The 23,053-nt window shown below is 33.9% G+C and carries 23 protein-coding genes; 4 read left to right on the top strand and 19 right to left on the bottom strand.

What is annotated here, in order from left to right:
- Window positions 1-153: 153 nt before the first annotated feature.
- From B0M43_RS19480 to B0M43_RS19495, 4 genes are all read right to left on the bottom strand, one after another.
- Window positions 154-636 carry a hypothetical protein gene (locus tag B0M43_RS19480; protein ID WP_078008023.1) on the bottom strand — a complete coding sequence of 161 codons (483 nt, stop codon included), beginning with the start codon at window positions 634-636 and terminating at the stop codon, window positions 154-156.
- Window positions 637-851: 215 nt separating this feature from the next.
- Entirely contained in the window at window positions 852-2,255 is a 1,404-nt protein-coding gene (locus B0M43_RS19485; RefSeq protein WP_078007828.1) for an efflux transporter outer membrane subunit, read from the bottom strand.
- A gap of 18 nt (window positions 2,256-2,273) precedes the next feature.
- Window positions 2,274-5,441, bottom strand: a complete 3,168-nt coding sequence (locus B0M43_RS19490) for an efflux RND transporter permease subunit (RefSeq protein ID WP_078007829.1) — start codon at window positions 5,439-5,441, stop codon at window positions 2,274-2,276.
- A gap of 7 nt (window positions 5,442-5,448) precedes the next feature.
- Window positions 5,449-6,609 (bottom strand): efflux RND transporter periplasmic adaptor subunit, encoded by a 1,161-nt coding sequence (locus tag B0M43_RS19495; protein ID WP_065448909.1) that lies wholly within the window; start codon window positions 6,607-6,609, stop codon window positions 5,449-5,451.
- Between the two features lie 265 nt (window positions 6,610-6,874).
- On the opposite strand from B0M43_RS19495, the gene B0M43_RS19500 reads away from it, so the two are divergent.
- From B0M43_RS19500 to B0M43_RS19510, 3 genes are read left to right on the top strand one after another with little or no spacing between them, the layout of a single operon-like run.
- Window positions 6,875-7,924, top strand: a complete 1,050-nt coding sequence (locus tag B0M43_RS19500) for a sensor histidine kinase (RefSeq protein ID WP_078007830.1) — start codon at window positions 6,875-6,877, stop codon at window positions 7,922-7,924.
- Complete coding sequence (locus tag B0M43_RS19505; RefSeq protein WP_065448911.1) at window positions 7,921-8,652, top strand: LytTR family DNA-binding domain-containing protein; 732 nt, start codon at window positions 7,921-7,923, stop codon at window positions 8,650-8,652. The genes B0M43_RS19500 and B0M43_RS19505 overlap by 4 nt, the downstream gene beginning before the upstream one ends.
- Window positions 8,653-8,669: 17 nt before the next feature.
- On the top strand, window positions 8,670-8,963 hold the full coding sequence (locus tag B0M43_RS19510) for a DUF3861 domain-containing protein (protein ID WP_078007831.1): 294 nt from the start codon (window positions 8,670-8,672) through the stop codon (window positions 8,961-8,963).
- A 259-nt stretch (window positions 8,964-9,222) separates the two neighbouring features.
- On the opposite strand, the gene B0M43_RS19515 is transcribed toward B0M43_RS19510, so the two are convergent.
- From B0M43_RS19515 to B0M43_RS19560, 10 genes are all read right to left on the bottom strand, one after another.
- The gene (locus B0M43_RS19515; protein ID WP_078007832.1) at window positions 9,223-9,837 is read right to left on the bottom strand and encodes a thioredoxin family protein; all 615 of its coding nucleotides are present in this window, start codon (window positions 9,835-9,837) and stop codon (window positions 9,223-9,225) included.
- A gap of 3 nt (window positions 9,838-9,840) precedes the next feature.
- On the bottom strand, window positions 9,841-10,320 hold the full coding sequence (locus B0M43_RS19520) for a TlpA disulfide reductase family protein (protein WP_078007833.1): 480 nt from the start codon (window positions 10,318-10,320) through the stop codon (window positions 9,841-9,843).
- Between the two features lie 124 nt (window positions 10,321-10,444).
- Entirely contained in the window at window positions 10,445-11,089 is a 645-nt protein-coding gene (locus tag B0M43_RS19525) for an Imm19 family immunity protein (RefSeq protein WP_168199965.1), read from the bottom strand.
- Window positions 11,090-11,091: 2 nt separating this feature from the next.
- Window positions 11,092-11,409 (bottom strand): peptidyl-tRNA hydrolase, encoded by a 318-nt coding sequence (locus tag B0M43_RS19530; protein WP_078007835.1) that lies wholly within the window; start codon window positions 11,407-11,409, stop codon window positions 11,092-11,094.
- Window positions 11,410-11,517: 108 nt separating this feature from the next.
- On the bottom strand, window positions 11,518-12,105 hold the full coding sequence (locus B0M43_RS19535; RefSeq protein WP_078008024.1) for a hypothetical protein: 588 nt from the start codon (window positions 12,103-12,105) through the stop codon (window positions 11,518-11,520).
- 65 nt (window positions 12,106-12,170) lie between these two features.
- On the bottom strand, window positions 12,171-12,884 hold the full coding sequence (locus B0M43_RS19540; protein WP_078007836.1) for a YARHG domain-containing protein: 714 nt from the start codon (window positions 12,882-12,884) through the stop codon (window positions 12,171-12,173).
- Window positions 12,885-12,895: 11 nt separating this feature from the next.
- On the bottom strand, window positions 12,896-13,318 hold the full coding sequence (locus B0M43_RS19545) for a hypothetical protein (RefSeq protein ID WP_078007837.1): 423 nt from the start codon (window positions 13,316-13,318) through the stop codon (window positions 12,896-12,898).
- 66 nt (window positions 13,319-13,384) lie between these two features.
- A complete protein-coding gene (locus B0M43_RS19550; protein ID WP_078008025.1) occupies window positions 13,385-13,783 on the bottom strand; it encodes a hypothetical protein in 399 nt (132 codons plus the stop codon).
- A 75-nt stretch (window positions 13,784-13,858) separates the two neighbouring features.
- The gene (locus B0M43_RS19555; protein ID WP_078007838.1) at window positions 13,859-14,551 is read right to left on the bottom strand and encodes a hypothetical protein; all 693 of its coding nucleotides are present in this window, start codon (window positions 14,549-14,551) and stop codon (window positions 13,859-13,861) included.
- A 35-nt stretch (window positions 14,552-14,586) separates the two neighbouring features.
- Window positions 14,587-14,904, bottom strand: coding sequence for a helix-turn-helix domain-containing protein (locus tag B0M43_RS19560; RefSeq protein WP_078007839.1), 318 nt, complete (start codon window positions 14,902-14,904; stop codon window positions 14,587-14,589).
- Window positions 14,905-15,069: 165 nt separating this feature from the next.
- On the opposite strand from B0M43_RS19560, the gene B0M43_RS19565 reads away from it, so the two are divergent.
- Entirely contained in the window at window positions 15,070-15,990 is a 921-nt protein-coding gene (locus B0M43_RS19565) for a DsbA family protein (protein WP_078007840.1), read from the top strand.
- A gap of 79 nt (window positions 15,991-16,069) precedes the next feature.
- Here the strand turns inward: B0M43_RS19565 and B0M43_RS19570 are convergent, their stop codons facing one another.
- The 5 genes from B0M43_RS19570 to B0M43_RS19590 all read right to left on the bottom strand — a co-directional run bounded on the left by B0M43_RS19570 (window position 16,070) and on the right by B0M43_RS19590 (window position 22,720).
- On the bottom strand, window positions 16,070-18,346 hold the full coding sequence (locus B0M43_RS19570) for an ATP-binding protein (protein WP_078007841.1): 2,277 nt from the start codon (window positions 18,344-18,346) through the stop codon (window positions 16,070-16,072).
- Window positions 18,336-18,947, bottom strand: a complete 612-nt coding sequence (locus B0M43_RS19575) for a biliverdin-producing heme oxygenase (protein ID WP_078007842.1) — start codon at window positions 18,945-18,947, stop codon at window positions 18,336-18,338. Before B0M43_RS19575 ends, B0M43_RS19570 begins: the two co-directional genes overlap by 11 nt.
- A 173-nt stretch (window positions 18,948-19,120) precedes the next feature.
- Window positions 19,121-19,600, bottom strand: coding sequence for a CinA family protein (locus B0M43_RS19580; protein WP_078007843.1), 480 nt, complete (start codon window positions 19,598-19,600; stop codon window positions 19,121-19,123).
- A gap of 26 nt (window positions 19,601-19,626) precedes the next feature.
- Window positions 19,627-20,283 carry a DUF6766 family protein gene (locus B0M43_RS19585; protein ID WP_078007844.1) on the bottom strand — a complete coding sequence of 219 codons (657 nt, stop codon included), beginning with the start codon at window positions 20,281-20,283 and terminating at the stop codon, window positions 19,627-19,629.
- A gap of 286 nt (window positions 20,284-20,569) precedes the next feature.
- Window positions 20,570-22,720, bottom strand: a complete 2,151-nt coding sequence (locus B0M43_RS19590) for a catalase (RefSeq protein ID WP_078007845.1) — start codon at window positions 22,718-22,720, stop codon at window positions 20,570-20,572.
- Window positions 22,721-23,053: the final 333 nt, after the last annotated feature.

Genomic DNA, 23,053 nt, shown 5'->3' on the forward strand with positions numbered 1-23,053 from the left:
TTTTTATTTTATTAGTCATTAAAGGTTGTCTTGCCAGGACAGCCTTTTTTGTTTATAAATGTTTCATGCAAAAAAGAAAATGCAGAAATAGTGCTTTAAAACAAAAAAACGCCTCATTGCTGAGACGTTCTTGAAATTTAATCCTTTTTTTATTTAGTGGTGATCATGTCCATGATCTTTATCTTTCTTAGAATTTCCTTTGGACTTACCTGGATGATCGTTTTTATTTTTATACTTATTATTCTGTTTATAAGCCTTATCCGGTTTATTTCCTCTGTTTTTTTGAGGCTTTCCGTGATACCCTTTTGGATATTCAGCTCTGTGTTTTTTATGATAAGTATAAGGAGCATCTCCTCTGTAATCATTCAAAACTACTTTATATCCTCCGTAAAGATCATATTGTCTGTAGGCTGAAGGTAGTCTGCTTTGTCTTACCCATCTGCCGTTATTATCATAAATAAACTGCTTTTGACTAACATCGTAATAGGTATCGATATCCGGCAGATAATAATATCTACTGTCGTCATAACCTTCCGGACCCCAGCTTGGAGGTGTACCAATATTTACATTGATCGAAACTTGCGCGTGGGCAAAAACACTCATCAGAAGCATTAGTGCAATTACTATTTTTTTCATTTTTGTGATATTTAGTATTAATGTATTTAATACAATGCTAAAGTAGTGCCATTTATTTGCTTTTGTTCTTCTATTATACAAAAACAACATACTAATCGACGAATAGCAACTCACAACCGACAAAATCCATAAAAAAACGCCTCAAAAATTTGAGACGTTTCGTTTATCATATTTTAATTGGTCACAATCATCATAAGAATGATTTTTGGATAATTCTATTTCCATCCACCACCCAAAGCACGGTACAAATCAACTACAGCTTGTAATTTTTGCAAATTATCATTTACCCCGCTCAACTGAGCAGCTAAAAGATTTTGTTCTGAGGTTAATACATCAGTATAATTAGTTGCAGAGCTGTATTCTAAAAGCTGTTGTGTAAAATCAACTGCTTTTTCTAAAGCTTCAATTTGTTTTTCTCTTGAATCTTCTTTCTCAACAGCCATTTCATAAGCATACAAAGCATTCGAAACTTCCTGACCCGCTACTAAAAGACTTTGCTGAAAATTATTAAAAGCCTGAACTTGTCTTGATTGTGCGTTTGTTAATCTTGCTTTATTAAGTCCCTGATTAAAAATAGGCTGTGTCAATCCTCCAATTATAGAATAAAAGATAGACTGATCAAAGAAATTCTTCAATTGCAAGGTCGATAACCCTCCACTTGCCGTAAGCGTTAAACTTGGATAAAAATAAGTTTTAGCCATGTTTGTAGTCTCAAAAGCGGTTCTGAAATCAAACTCAGCCTGACGAACATCCGGACGATTTTCCAGCAATTGAGCAGGTAACCCTATTGCTATCTTTTCAGGAATTACCTGATCTCCTAAAGTTCCTCTCTCTATTGGTCCTGAAGCCTGACCTAACAAAATATTCAATGCATTTTCAGTTTCACGAATACTTCTTTTCAAATCGGGAATCAACACTTCGGCTGCATGTTGGTTGGCCTCACTTTGTACTACAGATGCACCTGTAACAATTGCTCCTTCTTTTAAAGCTTTTATAACTTCAACGTTTTTAATACGGCTTTCTAATGTTGATTTGGTAATTTCTAATTGTTTATCATACGATAATAATAAAAAATAATTATTAGCAATATCAGAAATTAATTGTGTCTGTACCGCTTGTTTTGCCGCATCTGTAGAAAGATAAGTTGCTAAAGCGGCTCTTTTAGAACTGCTTAGTTTACCCCAAATATCAGCTTCCCAAGACGTACTAAAACCCATTTTATAAGTCGTCGTTAATGTATTGATATTAATTCCTGCCGGAAAATTCAGAGCTGCTTTAGACTGCTTGTTACGCGTTGCATTAGCATCAAAATCCAAAGTTGGATAATAAGCTAATTTGGTCTGACGTAATGTTGCGCGCGCCTGAACGATATTTTCGATGGCATTTTTTAGGTTTAGATTTTGATCTAATCCCTTTTGAATTAACGCATTTAGTTTTTGATCTTTAAAAACCGTTTGCCAAGGCATATTAGCAATCGTAGTCGAATCGGCAGAAGCCTGATCTCTGTATAAATTATCTGTCGATAATGTTTTGGGGCGTTCGTATTTTTGGGTAACGCAGGCACTTAAAAGTGCTGCTGCGATTACCATAAGAATATATTTATTTGAACTGTGAGTCATTTTTTCTTAATTAAATTATTACTCTTTATGAGCTTCGATTAACTGTACCTCTTCGTCATCATCTTCGTCATCATAACCATCTTTGGCCGGACCACTAATTCTTTCCTGTAAAGTTTGGAAAATGATAAACAAAATTGGAATAACAAATACTCCTAAAATGGTTCCAATTAACATTCCCCCAACAGCTCCTGTACCAATAGATTTGTTTCCTACGGCACCTGCTCCGGAAGCAAACATCAAAGGAACAAGTCCTAAAATAAAGGCAAAAGAGGTCATTAAAATTGGTCGTAAACGCGCAACGGCTCCTTCAACTGCTGCTTGTACAATTGGCATTCCTTTACGCCTTCTTTCAAGGGCAAATTCAACAATCAAAATACCATTCTTGGCCAGCAATCCAATAAGCATGATCAACGAAATCTGCAAATAAATATTACTGTTTAATTTGAAAATGATCGAAAACAAATATGCTCCAGCCAATCCAAACGGAATCGAGAATAAAACCGCAAATGGTAAAATATAACTTTCGTATTGTGCACTTAATAAGAAATAAACAAACACAAGACATAATATAAAGATGAAAATAGTTTCACTTCCTGAAGCCAATTCCTCACGCGTTAATCCAGAAAACTCGTAGCCATAACCTGAAGGAAGACTTTCTGCGGCAACTTCCTGAATAGCCTTAATAGCATCTCCTGAACTAAAGCCCGGATTTGGTGCTCCTGTTATAGAAATAGACGTAAATAAGTTAAACCTCGAAATTGATTCCGGCCCAAAAACCCTTGTCATTTTTACAAATTCTGTAATGGGTGCCATATTTCCGGCACTATTTCTAACAAAAATTTTATTAAGTCCTTCTGTATTCGTACGGAATTCCGGAGATGCCTGAATCATAACACGATACTGTTTTCCGAATTTATTGAAATTCGAAGCATACAATCCTCCGTAATACCCTTGCATGGTAGATAGAATAGAGTTAACCGGTACACCTGCATCTTTTGCTTTTGCCAGGTTAATATCCATCATATATTGAGGAAAACCAGGATTAAAAGGCGTTGTTGCATATTGTATTTCAGGACGTTTAGATAATTTTTCTAAAAAATCGGTATTCACTTTATAAAATTCTGCTGTTGAGTGACCACCTTTGTCCTGCAATTGAAATTCGAATCCACCACTTTGTCCAAAACCTTGAATTGTTGGCGGAGAAATGAAGAAAATATTAGCTTCACGAATTCCGCTTGTTTTGGCAAAAAGCTGACCAATTACATCATTTACACTCAAATCACGTTTATCCCATGTTTCCAGCTTTACAATAACCATACTGTAGGCACTTCCCGCTCCCGCTGTAAAGTTTTGTCCCACAATACGCAATGTGTTTTTGACACCCGGAATGGTTTTGGCAATACTGTCTACTTTTTTGGCTATAATATCAGAACGCTCCATAGAGGCAGATGGCGGTAAGCTAATATTAGCAAAAACAGTTCCCTGATCTTCCGCAGGAACGAAAGCAGATGGCGTAGTTTTCATCATATAAAACAAGGCTGCACCGGCAACTACAATTGAAGCTAATACAATCCATTTTTTTACAGAAAGAAACTGAACTGATCTTTTATATTTATTGGTAACATTGTCAAATGCAACATTAAAAGAAGTATAAAATCGCTGAATAAAACTTTTATGTTTATGATCGTCAGCATGTGGTTTTAAAAGTAATGCACACAATGCAGGACTTAAAGTCAAGGCATTAATGGCCGAAAGAATTATTGCAACCGCTAACGTAATACCAAACTGCTTGTAGAAAACCCCTGTAGATCCCGTAATAAAAGTAACCGGAATAAATACCGCCGCCATTACAAGAGTAATCGAGATAATTGCACCAGAGATTTCATCCATGGCATCAATGGTCGCTTTTTTAGACGATTTATAACCGTGATCCAGCTTGGCATGCACAGCCTCGACGACGACAATGGCATCATCGACCACAATACCAATGGCAAGAACCATTGCAAACAGCGTTAATAAGTTAATCGTAAATCCAAATAAATTAAGGAAGAAAAAGGTTCCTACAATAGCCACCGGAACTGCAATAGCCGGAATTAAGGTTGACCTAAAATCCTGAAGGAAAATAAATACTACGATAAAAACCAATATAAACGCTTCGATCAAAGTATGAATTACTTTCTCGATAGAAGCATCCAAATTTTCATTAACGTCTACAAGAATAGTATATTTTACACCTTTTGGGAAGTTATTTGCTGCATCTTCAATTAATTTTTTAGAATTATTAATTACATCACGTGCATTTGATCCAGGCGTTTGACTAATAGCCATTGCTGCAGATTCGACACCATTTGTTTTAATGGTTGACGAATAACTTAAAGATCCTAACTCTACTTTAGCAACATCTTTTAGTCGTAACATTTGCCCGTTTCCAACAGATTTTATTACGATATCGCCAAATTCCTGAGCACTGGTTAAACGTCCTTTATATTTAATTACATATTGAAATGCCTGATCTCCGTTCTCACCAAATTTACCTGGTGCTGCTTCGATATTTTGTTCTGCCAAAGCCGCCGAAATATCACTTGGAATCAATTTGTATTGCTGCATTACGTCTGGTCGTAACCAGATTCTCATAGAATAATCTTTTGCACCAAAAACGGTTACATCTCCTACTCCAACTACACGCTGAATTTGGGGAACAAGGTTGATCTTGGCATAATTTTGAAGGAAAGTCTGATCGTAAGCCGGATCATCACTGTATAAAGAGAAGATCAACAAGTTACTACTCTGACTCTTTGTTACCGTTACCCCTGCCTGAGTTACCTCTACAGGTAATAAACTAGTTGCTCTGGAAACCCTGTTTTGAACATTTACTGCTGCCAAATCGGGATTTGTTCCTACTTTAAAGAAGATTTTTATCGATGCATTTCCATCATTTGTCGCTGTAGAAGTCATGTACGTCATGTTTTCTACACCATTAATTTGCTCTTCAAGCGGAATTACAATACTTTTAAGTACCACATCAGCATTGGCTCCGGTATAACTTGCCGAAACGTTTACAGTTGGCGGAGCAATATCCGGATATTGAGAGATAGGCAGCTCAACGAGGCCTAAAATACCTAAAATGACAATAATAACAGATATTACTGTCGAAAGAACAGGTCTTTGTATGAATATTTTAAACATTTTTTTCTTATTTTAAGTCGGCATATACTGATTCTGCACTTTCATTATGAGTTTTAATCTCGCTTCCGTCTTTTAACGCAGCAACTCCTTCTAATACAATCTGGTCTCCTGCTTTTAAACCGCTTGTTACCACGTAATAATTACCTGCCGTATTTTCAAGTACGGTAATGTTGACATTTTTAGTTTTTCCGTCTTTTCCTACCGTCACTGCAAAAATCTTATCCTGAAGTTCGAATGTCGCACTCTGAGGAACTAATATTGCATCTTTAACTTCATTCGGGATTCGCACTGTTGTACTGCTTCCGCTTCTGATAATTCCTTTTGAATTGGGAAAACGGGCTCTTATATTTACGGAACCGGTTTCGGTATTGATTAATCCGTTTACGGTTTCAATACGTCCTTTTTCAGGATAAGTTGAGCCATCTGAAAGTAAAAGCGAAACCGCCGGTAATTGCTTGATTTTTTCTGCTAATGAAGTTCCCGAACCACTTTTGGTAAAGTTAAGAAGGGCTTTTTCGTTCATTGCAAAATAAGCAAAAACATTTCCTATACTGGAAACTGTTGTAAGAGGTTCAGTGGTGTTAGAACTTACCAAACTGCCTAAACGAAAAGGGATCGAACCTACAACTCCATTTACCGGACTTGTAACTGTAGTGTAACCCAGATTGGTTTTTGCATTTACCAAAGCTGCATTTGCCTGAGCCAATGCCGCCAAAGCCGACTCATACGTATATTGAGCCGATTCAAGATCGTATTTACTAATAATTCCTTTTTCTACAAGTGGTTTTACTTTATTTACTGCCAGTTTTGCTGAACTTAAATCTGCCTGGGCACTTTTTATACTTGCTGTCGCTGTACGAACTTGCTGCTCATATTCAGGTGCGCTGATTTTAAATAATGGCTGTCCGGTCTTTACTACTGCACCTTCATCTACGAAAATTTTATCGATATAGCCTTCTACTCTTGGGCGGATTTCTATATTTTGCTGTCCCTGAATACTTGCGGGATAGTCTGCGTTTAGTGTAGCTGATTTTGTCTCTAAAACCAGCGTTTTATACTCTTTTACCTGAGGTGCACCTCCGGCCTGAGCCGATTTATCATTTTTATTACCACATGATGCGATAATAACAGCTACTGCGAGAATGCTTAAAAAGGATTGCTTATTCATTGTGAAAAATGTGTAATTATCAATTTATATCGAAACAAAAGAACTAAAATATAACAAACAAAAAATTATCAATAGACGGAGCGCAAGAAACAATCGATAGATATCACATAAGAACCGATAGAACTTTATTTACGATTAACACGACATCTTACCATATGCTCGTCGGTTCTAAGATGGTTTTTACGGGTTCTGACTCTATTTTGGGCGATTGGTTTTATATCTTTTATAAATATAATGTAATATTGTCATAAAATCATAAAATAAAATGTCTCCAACTTTTTTTAAACCATACATTTTCACCGGATTACATATCCTTGCCTGGCTGTTATTGGGTTTTATAATGTTATTTTACATCCCTATTACCTGGAATGTAATACTACCGCCTGTATTTTGGTTATGGCAGATGATTGTATTGATTTTGCTTATTATTATATTTTATTCTAATGCCAAAATCATGGTTCCAAAAACAATAATCAAAGACAATACATCTCCGTTTTTGTTTTGGGCTTTCCTTATGATCTTTGTCATGCAGCTTATTGCATATTTTTTTACTTCACAAACAGACCTTCATACTAAAATCAGTTTGGTTTTAGGATTTAAAAAATATAGAAATCCTTATTTTGACAATTACGTCTTCATGCTTACCTTATTGGTTCTGGGTATTAGTACCAGTTGGGCCATGTTACACCACTGGCAAAAAGCGGCACAACACAAACAAAAGCTGGAACAGGATAAAACAATGGCCGAACTGGCAATGTTAAAAGCACAAATAAATCCGCACTTTTTTTTTAATTCACTCAATAGTATTTATTCGCTTACTTATACCAATATCGAAGATTCGCGTAAAGCACTTCATACTTTAAGCCGTATGATGCGCTACTTACTTTACAGTACCGAAGGCGAAAGAACTACTTTATTAAAAGAAGCTGATTTTATGAAAGATTTTATAGCTTTAATGAAGCTTCGCGCCAATAGCAAGTTAACAATAACAACTGATATTCCCGAAAAAATACACGATTACCCAATTGTTCCCATGTTGTTGTTACCTTTAGTAGAAAATGCTTTTAAACATGGCATACATGCTACTGATAAAAGCGAAATTCATATTAAACTCAGACAAAAAGAAAACAATCTTGAATTTGAAGTTGAAAACACTTTCTTTGAAAAAACCTCAACAACAGATCAGGGCGGAATTGGATTAACGAATACAAAACGCAGGCTGCACTTAATTTACCCCAATAATCATATTATGACATGTGGTGTTGACCAAAACGGTAAATACAAAGTAAATCTGCAAATAACATTAGAACAATGATGGTACTAAAATGTATAGCAGTAGATGATGAACCACTCGCATTAAGACTTGTGGAAACCTTTATAGAACAAACTCCTTTTTTAGAATTAACCTGCAGCTGCGATAATGCAGTTGAGGCAATGAGCCTAATACGTGAACAACAACCTGATATTGTTTTTCTGGATATCAACATGCCTAATTTAACAGGTATGGAACTGGCCAGACTTTTACAGGAACAACCCGGGCCATTACCCAAAATTATTTTCACGACCGCATATAATCATTATGCTATTGAAGGTTACAGGGTGAATGCAGTAGATTATCTTTTAAAGCCTTTTAGTTATGAAGAGTTTTTGCGCGCAGCAAACAAAGTTCTTCAAATGTCTGAAGAAGCTGCAAATCAGTTTCCTTCTGTCACGGCAGATGACGAATTTATTTTCCTGAAGGTAGAATATCAATGGGTTAGAATTTCTTTAAAAGATATTTTATACATCGAAAGTCTGAAAGATTATGTAAAAGTGCATCTTGAAGACACTCAAAAATCAGTTATGTCTTTAATCTCTCTTAAAGCTCTGGAAGAAAAACTGCCTGCATCAAAATTTATGCGAATCAATCGTTCCTTTATTGTTTCACTCGAAAAAATAAATGCAATAAGTAAAAATTCCATATTCATAAATAAAACCGAAATAACTGTTGGTGAACAGTATAAAGAGACCTTTAAAACCATTGTAGAAAAATGGTTGAAATAACTATAATATAAAATCACATGGAAAAAAGATCAAATAAATACTATCTGACATTAAGTCTAAAAGAATATGCAAACGGCGCGACCGAACCGGCAAAGGAATTGGGAATACAATTTGACAATCACGACGAAATATTTAGTATTATAGAAAGAATTAAAGATAAAAATATTTTTGAAGATTCTAACGAAGCAACACAATTTGCACTTGGCCTGAAATTGTTTAGCGAAATAAAATTAAAGCATCGAAAGAATCCTCTTTTTGAGGAACTAAACGAAGTTTTTCCTGTCTTTATGAAAAAACTAAAAAGTTTGTAAATGTATAATAGAGACTGTCCTTTTTTGAGACAGTCTTTTTTTTGTTTTAAAATTAATTGGTTTGTGTTTGTCTAGAAGCGGTGATAAAATTGTAGAGCGAGTGTGATTTCTCTTTCCTGGAAATGACAAAATTGCGCGTATGATGGATTAAAATCTATCTCTACAATATGATTTGTTTATTCGGAACGCTTTGAAGAAAATTATAAACAAAAAAACACCAACTTTTCAGTGGTGTTTCTTTGTATTAAAACATAAAATCTTATGCTTTCGCTTTTCTTTTTACTGTACAACCAATTTCTTTCGTCTCAGTTATAGCAGGTTTTTGATTGCTTTTTAAGGCAGCAATAACATCTTCAGCATATTTTGTTTTCTCTGTTTTAGTTCCTTCAGGATCGTTGTCGATTGCGCCAACATACTCTACAATATTTCCTTTTGCTGTTTTAGAAACAATAAAAAGGTGCGGTGTATATTTTGCCCCATATTGGTCTGTAACCACTTGTCCCTGATCGAATAGATATGGAAAAGGATATTTTTTATCTTTTGCCAATTGCTGCATTTTATCATAAGCATCTGCCTTAGAAGCTTCAGGATCATTTGGATTAATAGCAATTACAGGATATCCTTGCGGTTTGAATTTTTTATCCAGCTCAATTATTCTTTTCTCATATGCTACTGCATAAGGACACGTATTACAAGTAAAAACAACAATAAAACCTTTTGCTTTTGGGTAACTGGCAAAAGAAACTTCTTTGCCATCAACATTTTTCAATTTAAAATCAGGAGCGGTTTGCCCGGCTTTAAGCGTGGCAGTTTGCGCCTGAGCAAATAAAATACTAAATACTAGTATCGTAACTGTGGTAATGAACTTTTGCATAATTTATAGTTTTTTATATTCGGTTAATAATTGTTCGTACGTAAATTCAGATTCGATAAATTTTCTTTTATCTCCTTTAATAAAAAGTGTTGCCGGAATACTTCCTGACCAGGATTTGTCGATTCGGTCGATGTATTGTTGCGGATCGCTTTCATTCAATAAAAAAACCTGACTTTTTATGTTTTTTCTTTTTACAAAAGGAATTACAGCCGAATTTAATTTTGATTTGAAATCAACACTAACTAGTAATACAGCCAGTTTATCTGATTTAAATGCAGCATTTAACTTTTCAAAATGAGGTAATTCCTTTATACAGGGCGCACACCATGTTGCCCAAAAGTTCACTACATAAATACTGTCTTTTCCTTTTTCGATTCTTTCATTCAGCTGATCAATGTTCAACAGCTTTACATTTTGACTGTATCCTGCAATTGAAAAAGAAAAGAATAAAAAAGTAACGATTTTAAAAGCGTGGATTTTCATATTGGCGAAGGCTTAAAATTAAATTTGCCTTACAAATATAAACTAATGAAGATTTAGTTTTTGTTAATAAAAGTTTAATACGAAAGATTAGCCATCAAGGCACTACGTCACTAATTTGTTTTTTTCAGGATCTAAGAATTCTATTTATCTCTGTTACATCTTCATTATAACGAGGATATTTTATTATATTCCTTACGCTGTGATTTTCATTATTTGTTATACCGATTTCAGCTGTTTCCTGAAACGAAGATTCCATTACTAAACCATTTAAAATACAATTGGCAATGTATTCAGAATGCAATTCAAATCCCGGAATAGCTTCCAGTTGCTTTGCTATAATTGGTTTCAAAACCGATCTTTGATTTTCTTGTATTCCTGTCATTGGTAAAATAAGCAAAAAGAAAACAGGGTCTTTTTCAAAAACCAGCAATTCATCTAATGTTAGAAACCATGCCTCAAAATGACCTCCTAAATTCCCAATATAGATATCGTTCAGAAAAAAATTGATTTCGTATTCCTGAAATTCAACTGCAAAATTTAGATTTTCTGTGAGATTGCCTGTAAAATATCTCGGGTTTTCTTCTATCGATTCATGATTAAAAAATTGCCTTTCCCAATTATAAAAATCGGTTTCATTGGTTTTGATCACCTCAACTGCTTCATCAATGTTAAGCTCTTCTTTTTCATCAAAGCCTCTGAACCAGCATAAATAAAACTTCCAAAAAAAGGTATTTTCTCTGATTTCTTCTATTGTTATTTCGTTATTCATTATCATAAATTATCTTGTGGTGTCCACATTCTGAAGAATTTGAACATTTTTGGATATTCTTCTCTGGGTACAAATGCTGCACAAACTTCCTGATTATCCAAAGCCGATTCAGTTAATACAATATGGTCTCCTTCTTTTTGTGCATTTTTAAATTCTGTTTCAGAAACAACGCAAACCACCTTTTTAAAGATTCCGTTGATCCAGGTTTGCATGTTTTCATTCTGTTCAAATTTTCTAAAACAGGCTAAAGAAGCATGCGCCGTAATTACAGGAACCAATTTATCAGGAACATTCTGTTTTACTAAAATGTACATTTTCATATTATTATCTTTTGAGATGTTATCCTCTATCTTTTATATTGTGAACCAGTATTATTCAGCTAAAGCTACAACAACTTCATTAGTAATATTAAAAATAGTTTTTATAAATTATACTTCCACTTTAAATGGATAATTAAAATCTGCTGTATAATCTGGTTTTTCATCTGAAGGTTTCAAAACAAATTCAAAAGTGGGTTCCATACTTTCAAATTCTTTTCTTTCGCCCGAAACCGTTTCTATTTCCGTAAGCTGTTTTGTTAATCCTGCTAAAACAGCAATTGTATACCAGCCATTTGGCAATTCTATCGTTGCATTTTTGAATTTCTTTAATGCTTCAACTGTTGGTGTGGTAAAATTTCTTAGATAAGGAATTGTATAAAGGTAAATTCGTCCGTTGACTACTTTTAAACAATATCCGTCACGCTGATGCTGAAGTTCATTTCCTTGTTTTAAAAGCTCCGGAGTTTCAACCGAAAGATTGAAGTATATGGTGTACGGATGATTTTCAATTCCTATCATCGGTACCATTATTCCTTGTTCTACAACCTGATCTCCGGTTTCTTCTGTAGTAAATTCCGTGAGTAAATCATCAGGCAAATTATTTTCAGTTTTATACTGCAATAAATAATCCGGATCGCCTAAAATGAAATAATCCATTAAGTCATTTAAAACTTCGTCGAATTTGTATAGAGACATATTGATGATTTTATGTTGTTGTTTTAAATTTTCATTTTCTAAATTATCTAAAAAAAATCTATTCTCTAGCCCGCTACATTCATCTTTATGAATTTCAGTGTGTCGTTTTTCCATTCAAATTCCCACCAGAAAGAAAATTCATCAGAAAATTCGCTTGGGTATAAAGATTCGCCAATATCAGATCCTCCTCTGCTGCTATATTGTACGGTTATATGATGCTTTTCTATTTTTAGCTCATATGCCATTACATAATCACCGTTATCAATAGTTACACTATATAAACCTATCTGTTTTAGCCAGTTTACATCGTCAAGATTTATTTTTGTTAAAGCTTCAGTAATATTTATATATTGCTCGTTTTGGGTTGTAAATGAATATTTATTTTTTAAGGTAACTTTATCATTACTCAATATTGTAGCTTTAAATATCTTTAGTTTATTCATTAATTGATCACGATCTGCTTTAAGTTCAGCCGTTCTTTGTTTAAAGAATTGTAAGTTTTGCTGTTCAATTGTATTGTAAACAATTTTCTCATTGTCATTGATTGCTTTATACCATTTTTTATTAGAATAGTAATTGTCTATCTCACCACTTTTGAATTTATATCCTTTTCGGGCGTATAAATCGTTGGTAAGAAAACGCAATTCATCTATGCTTAAGTTTTCTATTTGTTCCTGCTTTATTGTTTTAGACAAACAACTCGCACAATCTTTAATGGTTTGAGATTGAACTGTATTAGCAAATGTGATTATCAGGAATAGTAATTGTAATTGCTTCATTTTTTTATTAATTAAAGATGTAATGCTAAAGAATCTAATTTTTCATACTCTTGCTTCAGTAATATTTCTAAAGGTTTTATTTTAGTATAATTTACGGAATCTTCTTCTCCATTTATCAATTTATATTCTTTATCTGCATTTATTGTAATTACAATATCTGAACCATCATACTGAATACGTCGTTTACCACTATTAATATGCTTAAAATCTACCAACTTTATGCTATTTATTATTTTTTTCCATGTATCGCTGGATGTAACTTCATATCTGGTTTTTGTTTCCTTATAATTTGCCCATAGGTACTTTGTCGAATCTTTTGAGATTAAAAGACTTGAACTGGCAGCACCTTTAGCTCCATTTTCGATACTGTAGGAAACGGAATAAATAGTGTCTGCAGTATTTCGTTTGCAGGAAACAATTGTTATTAAAAACAACACAAATAAGATTTAAGGTATTTTCATTTTTTTGAAACTAAATTATCGATAATTTATTTGTAAATGCTATTTCCTTACTATGACATCAGTATTGTTTACAAATAATAGTAACTCCATATTATCCATTTTAGTAAGTGATAATATGCCATTTTTATTCACATTTAATCCATTAATCCTAAAACAAAATTCATTTCCGTCTTTGTCCATTAATGTTATAAATTCAATAGTATCAGATGAATAATTTTGACAGGAATGCGAAATGGTATAGTGATACATTACTTTAAAAGCATTTTTATCATAATTATAGACTTTTCCATCCTGACTGAAAACCCATTTCGTATCCCGGTTTTGATCCATATACCACGTTCCAATAATTTTTTTTAATGAAGGGTCTTCACTTTGGTTTTGTCCGAAGATTGTAGATATTTGTAATAACAACAGTAAAATTAAAAATAGCTTTTTCATCATTTTTCTTGTTTAATGGTGTGTTTGATATTTATTTTGAAAGTTTCCTTCTTATTAAAATAATATTTATTACCATTACTCTTCTTCATATTCCTCGTCATCATCATACGAAAGATAAGACCAGTCAATATCTAAATTCTCTAAAATACTATCGAAACGATCCTGATGGCTTGTTCCTATAAAAGCTGCCGTGCAATTATTATCTTGATCAAAAGAAAAACTGATCAGCTCATTGTAATCTTCAGTATATACTTTTTGATTATCACGACTTATATCCGGTATTAAGATCCAGTTTTGCTCAACAAACTTTACAATGTCTGAATCAATTGTACCAAAATAATTTCCGTTATATTTTAGTCCGCCCAAAGTGCCATTAAAAACAGCCATAAAAAGAAAAAAAATCTCAGTAGTTTGGGTTTCAATTTCCCAGTCCGATTTTTCAATTGTATCATAATTGCCATATACCGGCGGATTATCCAGTTTTAAATCTTCTTTTTTGATTCCCCAAAATGCTACAACCTGGTTTTCTTCGTAAATAACCAAATATCCATCGTCTGAAAAACCAATTTCACTCTCTGGTTTCAAAAGCCTGTTAAAAGAGTAATTTAGGTTTTCTTCTTTTCCTAATTCCAGATAATATTCTTTAATTTTTGCCGGAAGTGTTATCTCTAATTTCTCTTCAAGTTCAAGAATATCAGCTTCCGAAAATCCATAATTTTCATTTTCTGAAAGGTCATAAAGGCGTTTAATTTTTTGTATTATAGTCATTTCAAATTATTGTTTAAATCTAAGTTGCGTAGAATTTATTTCTCCAAAAAAAACTCCAATTGCTTAAAAATCGGAACTAAAGATTTTCCTTTTTCAGATAAATTATATTCAATATGAAGAGGTTTTTGTTTGATCACATTTTTGTCTAAAATACCAAAATCTTCCAGCTCGCGAAGAGCGACCGCGATCGATTGTTTGTTAGCGCCTTTTATATCTCGCAAAAGTCCGTTGAAGCGTAAAGGACCATTAACGGCCAATAAAAAAATCTGTGGTTTCCATTTTCCGGACAACAATTTTAGAAGTCCTTCTGCCGGACATTCATTTTCTTTTTCTGATTTATTTTCTGTAGTCATATTTTTTAGACTAATTGACTTGTGAGTAAAGATGAGCGAAGTTTGCAGTAAATTTATAAAATTAAAAACCGACCAGTAAATTTAAAACATTGATTTATGAAAATACTGTCGCTATTATTCATCCTGATTTTCAGTTGCAGCTGTGAATCGCAAATTATCACTAAAATGAACGAAAACAAAATAAATACGTTATTGTGCGATCCCGAAACCGGAACTTGCGAAATACCTATTGACGAAAAACTTAATGAAAGAGGCACCATTGCCACAGAAAATAAACCTGTAAAAATAGTGTATTACACAGATCCCATTTGCTCTTCGTGTTGGGGAATTGAACCGCAATTGCGAAAACTAAAACTGGAATATGGCGCGTACATTGATATTGATTACCGAATGGGCGGTCTCCTACCCGATTGGTCTTACAACAGCGGCGGAATAAGCAAACCCTCAGATGTTGCCCATCATTGGGATGAAGCAAGTCTGTATTACGAAATGCCTATTGACGGAAATGTATGGATAGAAGATCCGCTAGACTCTTCGTATCCGTCTTGTATTGCCGTGAAAGCAGCGCAAATTCAGAGCAAAGAAAAAGCAATTACTTTTATGCGAATGCTACGTGAGAAATTGTATCTCGAAAAGAAAAATATTGCAAAATGGGAAAATATTGCAGAGTCTGCGCAACTTGCCGGTCTTGACATTAATAAACTAAAAACTGATTATGAAGGAAAGGCAAAAACTCTTTTTCAGGAAGATTTAACTTATGCAAAAACCCTGGGTGTAAGAGGTTTTCCAACTTTATTTTTTTCTGACGGAAATAATAATCAGCTAACGGTTTATGGTTCTAAACCTTACGCTTCTTACGAAAATGCTTTATTGGCCTTATATCCTGAAGCCAAAAAGAAACCATTTATAGCTAAAAATTCGTTAGCTCTTTTTGAAATTTATCCCACTTTAGCTCCAAAAGAATATGCAGTAATTCTGGATCTCTCTTATGCTGAAGCGACAACCATTTTAGAAAACTTATACGAGAAAGGAGAATTGAGTAAAAAATCAATTAGGAATGGTTCTTTACTTTATAGTCGCAAATAATCTAAAAAACAAAAGTCGTAAAGGCATTACTTTTACGACTTTTGTTTTTATTAGTTTTCTGCCATCTGACTCATTAAAATCAATTTGGAATCAGAGAGTCATTCGGATCACAAGGAAAATAAATAGTAATTTCTGTTCCTTCATTCAGTTTACCAACAGCACGGATATTTCCGTTGCAGGTTTGCATAATTTTTTTGCACAAAGCGAGTCCCACTCCTGAGCCATCGTACTTTTCGAGCGTATGCAATCTGGTAAATATTTTAAAAATAGATTCGGCATATTGCTGTTCAAAACCAATACCGTTATCACTAAAAGTTACCCAATTACAATATACTTTATTAGAATATTCATTGATTTCGGGTTCTTTTGAAGCTGTTACTTTTATAACCGGAAGCCTGTTTAAAGAAGCATATTTTAATGAGTTTTGCATGATATTAGAAAACAGCTGCTTCATTAAAAATGGAACAGCATGAACATCGGGAAGATTTTCGCATTCAAAAGTTGCTTTATTTTCGTGAATTATCTCTTTCATATCCTGCAAAGTTTCTTCCATAATAGTATTAAGATTTACTTTTTGAAGAGATTCTTTGGTATGTTTTATTCGGGTATATTTCAGGATATCGATCAATAAATTCTGCATTCGGTTAGCCGATTTTGTTACTCGCTGTAACGAATCTATCACGGCTACGGAAGGAATATCATTTGTATCTGATAATATTTTCGAAGTAATAAACTGAATCTTACGTAAAGGTTCCTGTAAATCGTGCGTACTAATCCAGTTAATATTTTCCAGTTCCAGATTTGTTTCTTTCAATACATCACTAAGATTTCGGTATTTCTCTTCTTCTTCACTAAGCAATAACATGATAATCTGATTATGAAGAGAATGCGCGTAAGTTGCTGCTGCATTTAGTTCCGGTTGCAACCATGCTTTACTTTGATGTTTTATGATTTGCTTCCATAAATTAAATGAATTTCGAGGATGCAGTCCTTTACTATCTATAATAATCGCTTTTTCAGGATCTCCTGCCCAATTAATTACAGCAACAGTTTCCGGTCTGTACCAGATAATATTATTGCCATTGCCTAAGGCGTAATAAATTATTCCGGATACATCTTCATAACTCTCCAGATCCGGTACAAAGTTGCTTACTTTATTGGTGTTGAATGTTTTTCCGTACTCCTTATCACGCATGCTTAGAATGATCTTATCGATTTCCTGATTAGATGGAGTTATGCCGTTTTTATACATTTTATTTCCTATACAAATAGAAACTCCTGTAGCATTACAAAGTTTTAGCAATTCAGGATTAGCACAAATAATTTCAAAAGATTCATGTTCTAATGGGATATTTAAAGCTGTTAATCGTTCCAGGGCTTTATTTGTTTTACGTGCAATCTCATATTCATCATTCGACTGTCTTAAATCGATTTGAGAAGTAATAAATTGTCCCTGAAGTTTGGCCGCCAAACTAATTTCAGGAGAAATGTTTTTAGGCGAATAATGATGACAGGCAATAAGTCCCCACAATCTGTCATGATGAATAAGCGAAATAGTAAGCGTTGCACCAACTCCCATATTTTTAAGATATTCAACATGAATGGGCGATGTGCTTCTAAGGCTTGAAAGACTCAAATCAAGATTTTTATTTTCCTTGTCATCTATGGTAAAAATAGGAACCGCTTCATAACCAATATCAACAATAAGTCTCAATAGGTTTTTCATATACAATTCTCTTGCCTGAACCGGAATATCAGTATGCGGATAATGAAGTCCTAAAAATGGCTCGAGATCTTCTCTGCAATTTTCGGCAAAAATTTCACCATTATAATCTTCATCAAAACGATAAATCATGACACGGTCATAGCCTGTTATTTCTCTTGTTCCCTCTGCAACAAGTGCGCATAACTCTTTTAATGACCTTGTATTGTTCATATTAGACACAAACTGAATCGTCTGCGCATAAATATCTGCCAATTGTTCTCTTCCTGTAGATTGTGGTTCTGCTTCAAGAACGTAAATGGCACCTGATTTATGTATGGTGATCTGAAATGCTACACCTTTTAGTTGTACCTCAAGCGGAAAAACAAGTTGTTGTTTTTGATTGTGTACGTAATCATAAAGCTCTTTTTGTGCTGGTGCTCCAAATATTTTACTAAACTTATGACCTAATACGTCTTCATAAACCAAATCGAGAAATACATTAATATTCGCTGAACAAAATTCAATTTGCCAATCCAGATTTATTCCAAGCAAAAAACCGTGAGGCTGTATACTTCCCGGAATATGTATAGGTTCATGTTCACAGTTTGTTAGCGTGACCAAATCACGATTAACAATATCCTTAATTTTCATTCTCGACGCTATTTAAAAAATGGTTGTAAATACTATCAAAAGCATAAACAGCACCTTGTATGATTTCGGCCTGACAGTTATGCTGTTGTTCGTAAGCAGTAAGCTGATTGAGAAACGTTTTCCAATAACTGCCTGTTTTATTGCCATAGCCTGTAAAATACGAAACGCCTTCCTGCTGATCTAATCCCGGAATTGTTTCTATATTTTTTAAAATAAAACGTCCGCCAAGCGTAGATCCTTCTATGACATACATAATCCCCAGTGCAAAAGGAACATCTATATCCTGATTAGTAAAAACCGAAACTGTGTTGCTTTTTGTGTATTCTAAAAAAGAAAGATCTTTTTCAATTAGCTGCGTTTTTTCTCTTTCTGATAAATCTGTAATATGATTTTTTAATAAAGGAAAAATAATCTCCTGAGTGCTGTAATGCACATCAAACATCAACGATAAGTAAAGACAATAATCAGCTATTTTCATTTGAGGAGAAAGTATAGATGCTGAAACAGGAAGACTTTCGAGCTTTTTATGTGCTGTTGCTGTTTGATTTTTTAAATTATCTAAAAAATCAATAGTTATAGTAGGATCTAAATTATTAGTCATTGTAGATTGTGGTAATATAATTTGTTTTTCGAACGATATGCTATTTAAGTAATGCCTTAAGTAATGTAAAAAAAACAGTTATGACATCGTGGTAAATGTAGCATTTTTAATCCGTTAAAATTTTGCTGCATTACATTTTTTAACGTATTTATAGTCCTAAAATTGTATTGCTTTTAAATTTGAACTTCTTCCAAAATTAATTCTGAAACTGCATCAATAGCCTGATCAACGATACTTTCAGGTTTTCCTTTAAATGTAAATTGTCTGGAGATTTGCTTATCCGGAAAAATAATATGAATAAAAATAGTTCCTACGGGTTTAGTTCGTGTTTCGCTTCCACCAGGCGTTGTAAGTCCTGTTAAGGCAACACAAACATCAGACATAACATATCGATGAAAATTTTGTGCCATTAACTTGGTAACAATGGCGGATTCTGCAGTATGTTTTTGAATTGTTCCCTGCGGAATTAAAAGTAAATCTTCTTTCATTGAAGTATGATAACAAACCATTCCGCCAATCAGGATTTGACCTGAATTGATCACGGTAGAAAATTCATAACTTAATTTTCCTGCCGAGGCACTTTCTACAAAACTAATGGTCCAATTTTTATTTATTAAAGCCTCGCAACATGCTATTACTTTTTCTGAAGCCATATTATTACATAATTAATTATACTTATTTATTCTCCTGTTTCGCTATGAGGTGCGTCTACAGGTTTAGATTGTGAAGAGCCTTTTTGCCGTAAAAAAATAGACAAAACGATAATAGCAAAAACCGAAAGAAATTCGCTTTGCCAATTCTGAAAAGATTCAAACCAAAATCTTGATTCCTTACAATAATCCATGATAGAAAGTGTTGGATTTCCTTTTAAGATATTCATGGTATTTTCGTCTTTCAAACTTCCATAAAAATGAAGTATAAAAGAAGCGAAAAACAACAAAAACAAACTGATTGTTAATGAGTTTTTATATAGATAAAGCCAAATTCCTCCTTTTTTAACCGGCCATGGCGCACCTTTTCGTTGTGCAGAAGGTTCACGATCTACTTCTTCATCTCCATCGAAACCTTTAGATTCTGATGATCCTTTTTGTTTTAAAAAAATAGTCAGCCATACCAACAAAGCCATTTGCAGAAACTCACTTTCCCAGTTTTCGAAAGTAGCTTCAATGAAATGTCCGGTGGTCAGATAATTACTCATCGTAAGTGCATGACCACCGTTTTCTAAAAGCTCTTTGTTATATTCTTCAATACCAAAAAATACCTGACCTATAAAGGCGCCGATAAAAAGTAACAGGAACACAATTGACAAACTGTTATGGTAGAAAAATTTTTTCATTTACTGCTTATTAGAAATTACATTTCAGTAATTTTTTTGGTTTTTATTTTTAATTTTTTTCTCGCAGATTGAGCAGATTCTTTTTTATTTTTTATTTTTTTATACTTGAAATTACGATTCAAAGTATTAAAAAATAAACTTTTTCTTTAACAGCATATTACTTTTTAGTTTCTTAGAATAAAATCTGCTAAATCTGCCAAATCTGCGAGAAAATTAAAACACATAGAAACATCAATTCTTTTAAAAACTCCTTTTTCTATGTAATAAATTTCATCAAATCAAAGAATTATTCTTTTTTTAATAACTCTTCTCTTTCCCAGAAACGGTGTCTTCCCATTGCTTTTATAAAAGAAGTAGCCAAAGCCTTATCTCCTATTTTTTCGCTGGTTAAAATTCCCGCATCTTTTTGAACATCATCTTTTAACGGAAGTACCTCAACACCCTGACCTTCAGCTGCGATAAACTTGCAGTGGTGGTACGCGTCTTTTATAAATTCGCCAACTTCTTTTTTGTTTTTAAGCGCCGGAATTCCTTTTCCTGCTGGAACAAATACAGCATCAAACAATACCGAAGCGGCAATTAGATAACTTTGATCTACTGCTATTTCCAAACCTTCTTCTGATACAATGGTGCCTAAATGCGGGGCAATAATTACTGCTTTTGCTCCGGCATCCTTTAAGGCCATTTTCATGTTTTTTACCGATTCGGCATTTACACCTTCTGCACATAAAAAAGCCACTTGTCTCGTTGCAATAGTATTCGAAATAGTTGGATTTTTCAACATGCTTAAAGCATCTGAATTTTCAATAGATTGTTTTACTTCTTTAGGTTCTTGCTTCCCGTCATCATCAGCTCCAACACCGTGATTAATTGGTTTTTCAAGTTCAGTTGGCACATTCATACCTAATGCTTTGGCTACTTTTGCCGCCAGATTTTTATCGATTTGAGAAATTAGTCCCAGCATACGTTCTCTGATGGCTTTTGTTTCTACTTTTCCTAATTCAAAAGACAATGCGTCTGCAATATGATTTTGCTCTATTGGCGTTTGACTGTTAAAGAAAAGTTTTGCCTGACTAAAGTGGTCTGAGAAACTCTCGCTTCTTGCACGAACTTTCTGGGCATCGATTCTTTCGTTGAAACTACTAAAACCTCCCTCATCTATTTTTGCCTGAAATGGACAGCCTCCGCCTAATGAATTAGGATGATAACTCACACGGCCGGTTGGAATTTCCTGACGCATGTGCCCGTCACGCTGGTTGTTGTGCATCGGCGCAACCGTACGATTGATTGGGATTTCATGAAAATTAGGACTTCCTAATCTTGATAATTGTGTATCTGTATAAGAGAATAATCTTCCTTGCAATAACGGATCGTTAGAAAAATCGATTCCAGGCACTACATGTCCCGGATGAAAAGCAACCTGCTCTGTTTCTGCAAAAAAGTTATCCGGATTTTTATTCAGTACCATTTTACCAATAATTTGCACGGGAACTAATTCTTCCGGAATTAATTTGGTTGGGTCTAAAAGATCAAATTCGAATTTATGTTCGTCGGCTTCAGGAATAATTTGCACTCCTAACTCCCATTCAGGAAAGTTTCCTTCTTCAATGGCTTCCCATAAATCCTGTCTGTGAAAATCAGAATTTTTACCGGAGATTTTTTGTGCTTCATCCCAAGCAACGCCATGCGTTCCTAATTTAGGTTTCCAATGAAATTTTACAAAATGAGATTCATTATTTTTATTGATGAATCTAAAAGTGTGCACTCCAAAACCTTCCATCATTCTTAAACTTCTCGGGATCGCCCTGTCACTCATGACCCACATAATCATGTGCATCGATTCCGGCATTAGCGAAATAAAATCCCAAAACGTATCGTGCGCAGAAGCTGCCTGAGGCATTTCGTGATGTGGTTCCGGTTTTACGGCGTGTATTAAATCAGGAAATTTCATGGCATCCTGAATAAAAAAGACAGGCATATTGTTTCCTACCAAATCATAATTTCCTTCCTGTGTATAAAATTTAACCGAGAATCCGCGTACGTCACGCGCTAAATCAGTTGAACCTCTTGAACCTGCAACAGTAGAAAAACGTACAAATACAGGCGTTTTGATGCTTTTATCATTAAGAAAACCAGCTTTTGTATATTTCTCCATCGACTCATACAATTCAAAATAACCGTGAGCTGCAGAACCTCTTGCGTGTACGATTCTTTCCGGAATACGTTCGTGGTCAAAATGGGTGATTTTTTCTCTAAGAATAAAATCTTCCAGTAAAGACGGGCCTCTTTCGCCTGCTTTTAGTGAATTGTTGTTGTCATTAATTTTTACTCCCTGATTGGTGGTCAAAAACTGATTGTCAGCATTTGACTTATTCAGTTCTAAATCTCTTTGTTTTTCATCAGCATGATCCTGACTTGGTTTCTTTGAATTTTTCATTTTTTTGATAGTTGTTTAGGATTTTTAAAATGATTTAAAAAACAGCTTATATTCTCATTTAATAAAGTAGTTATCGAGAAATACAAACTGTAACAAGCCTGACAAATGTAGTTTACAATATAACCAACAGCTTACATGATTATTGTCAAAAATTACATCATTTAAACATTTGATAATCAGCAACAATTAACTGATTTGCTTTTTAAGAAAATAGATTTTTATATCTCGTAAAAAGTTATATCATTAATAAAAAAACTTACATTATAACTTGCTGTTAATTATACAAGTAGAATATCTTTTTTTGTAAGAAATCAGCAGTTCTTAGTTGGTAGA

The sequence above is a fragment of the Flavobacterium sp. KBS0721 genome, from assembly GCF_002007065.3.
GTDB lineage: Bacteria > Bacteroidota > Bacteroidia > Flavobacteriales > Flavobacteriaceae > Flavobacterium > Flavobacterium piscis.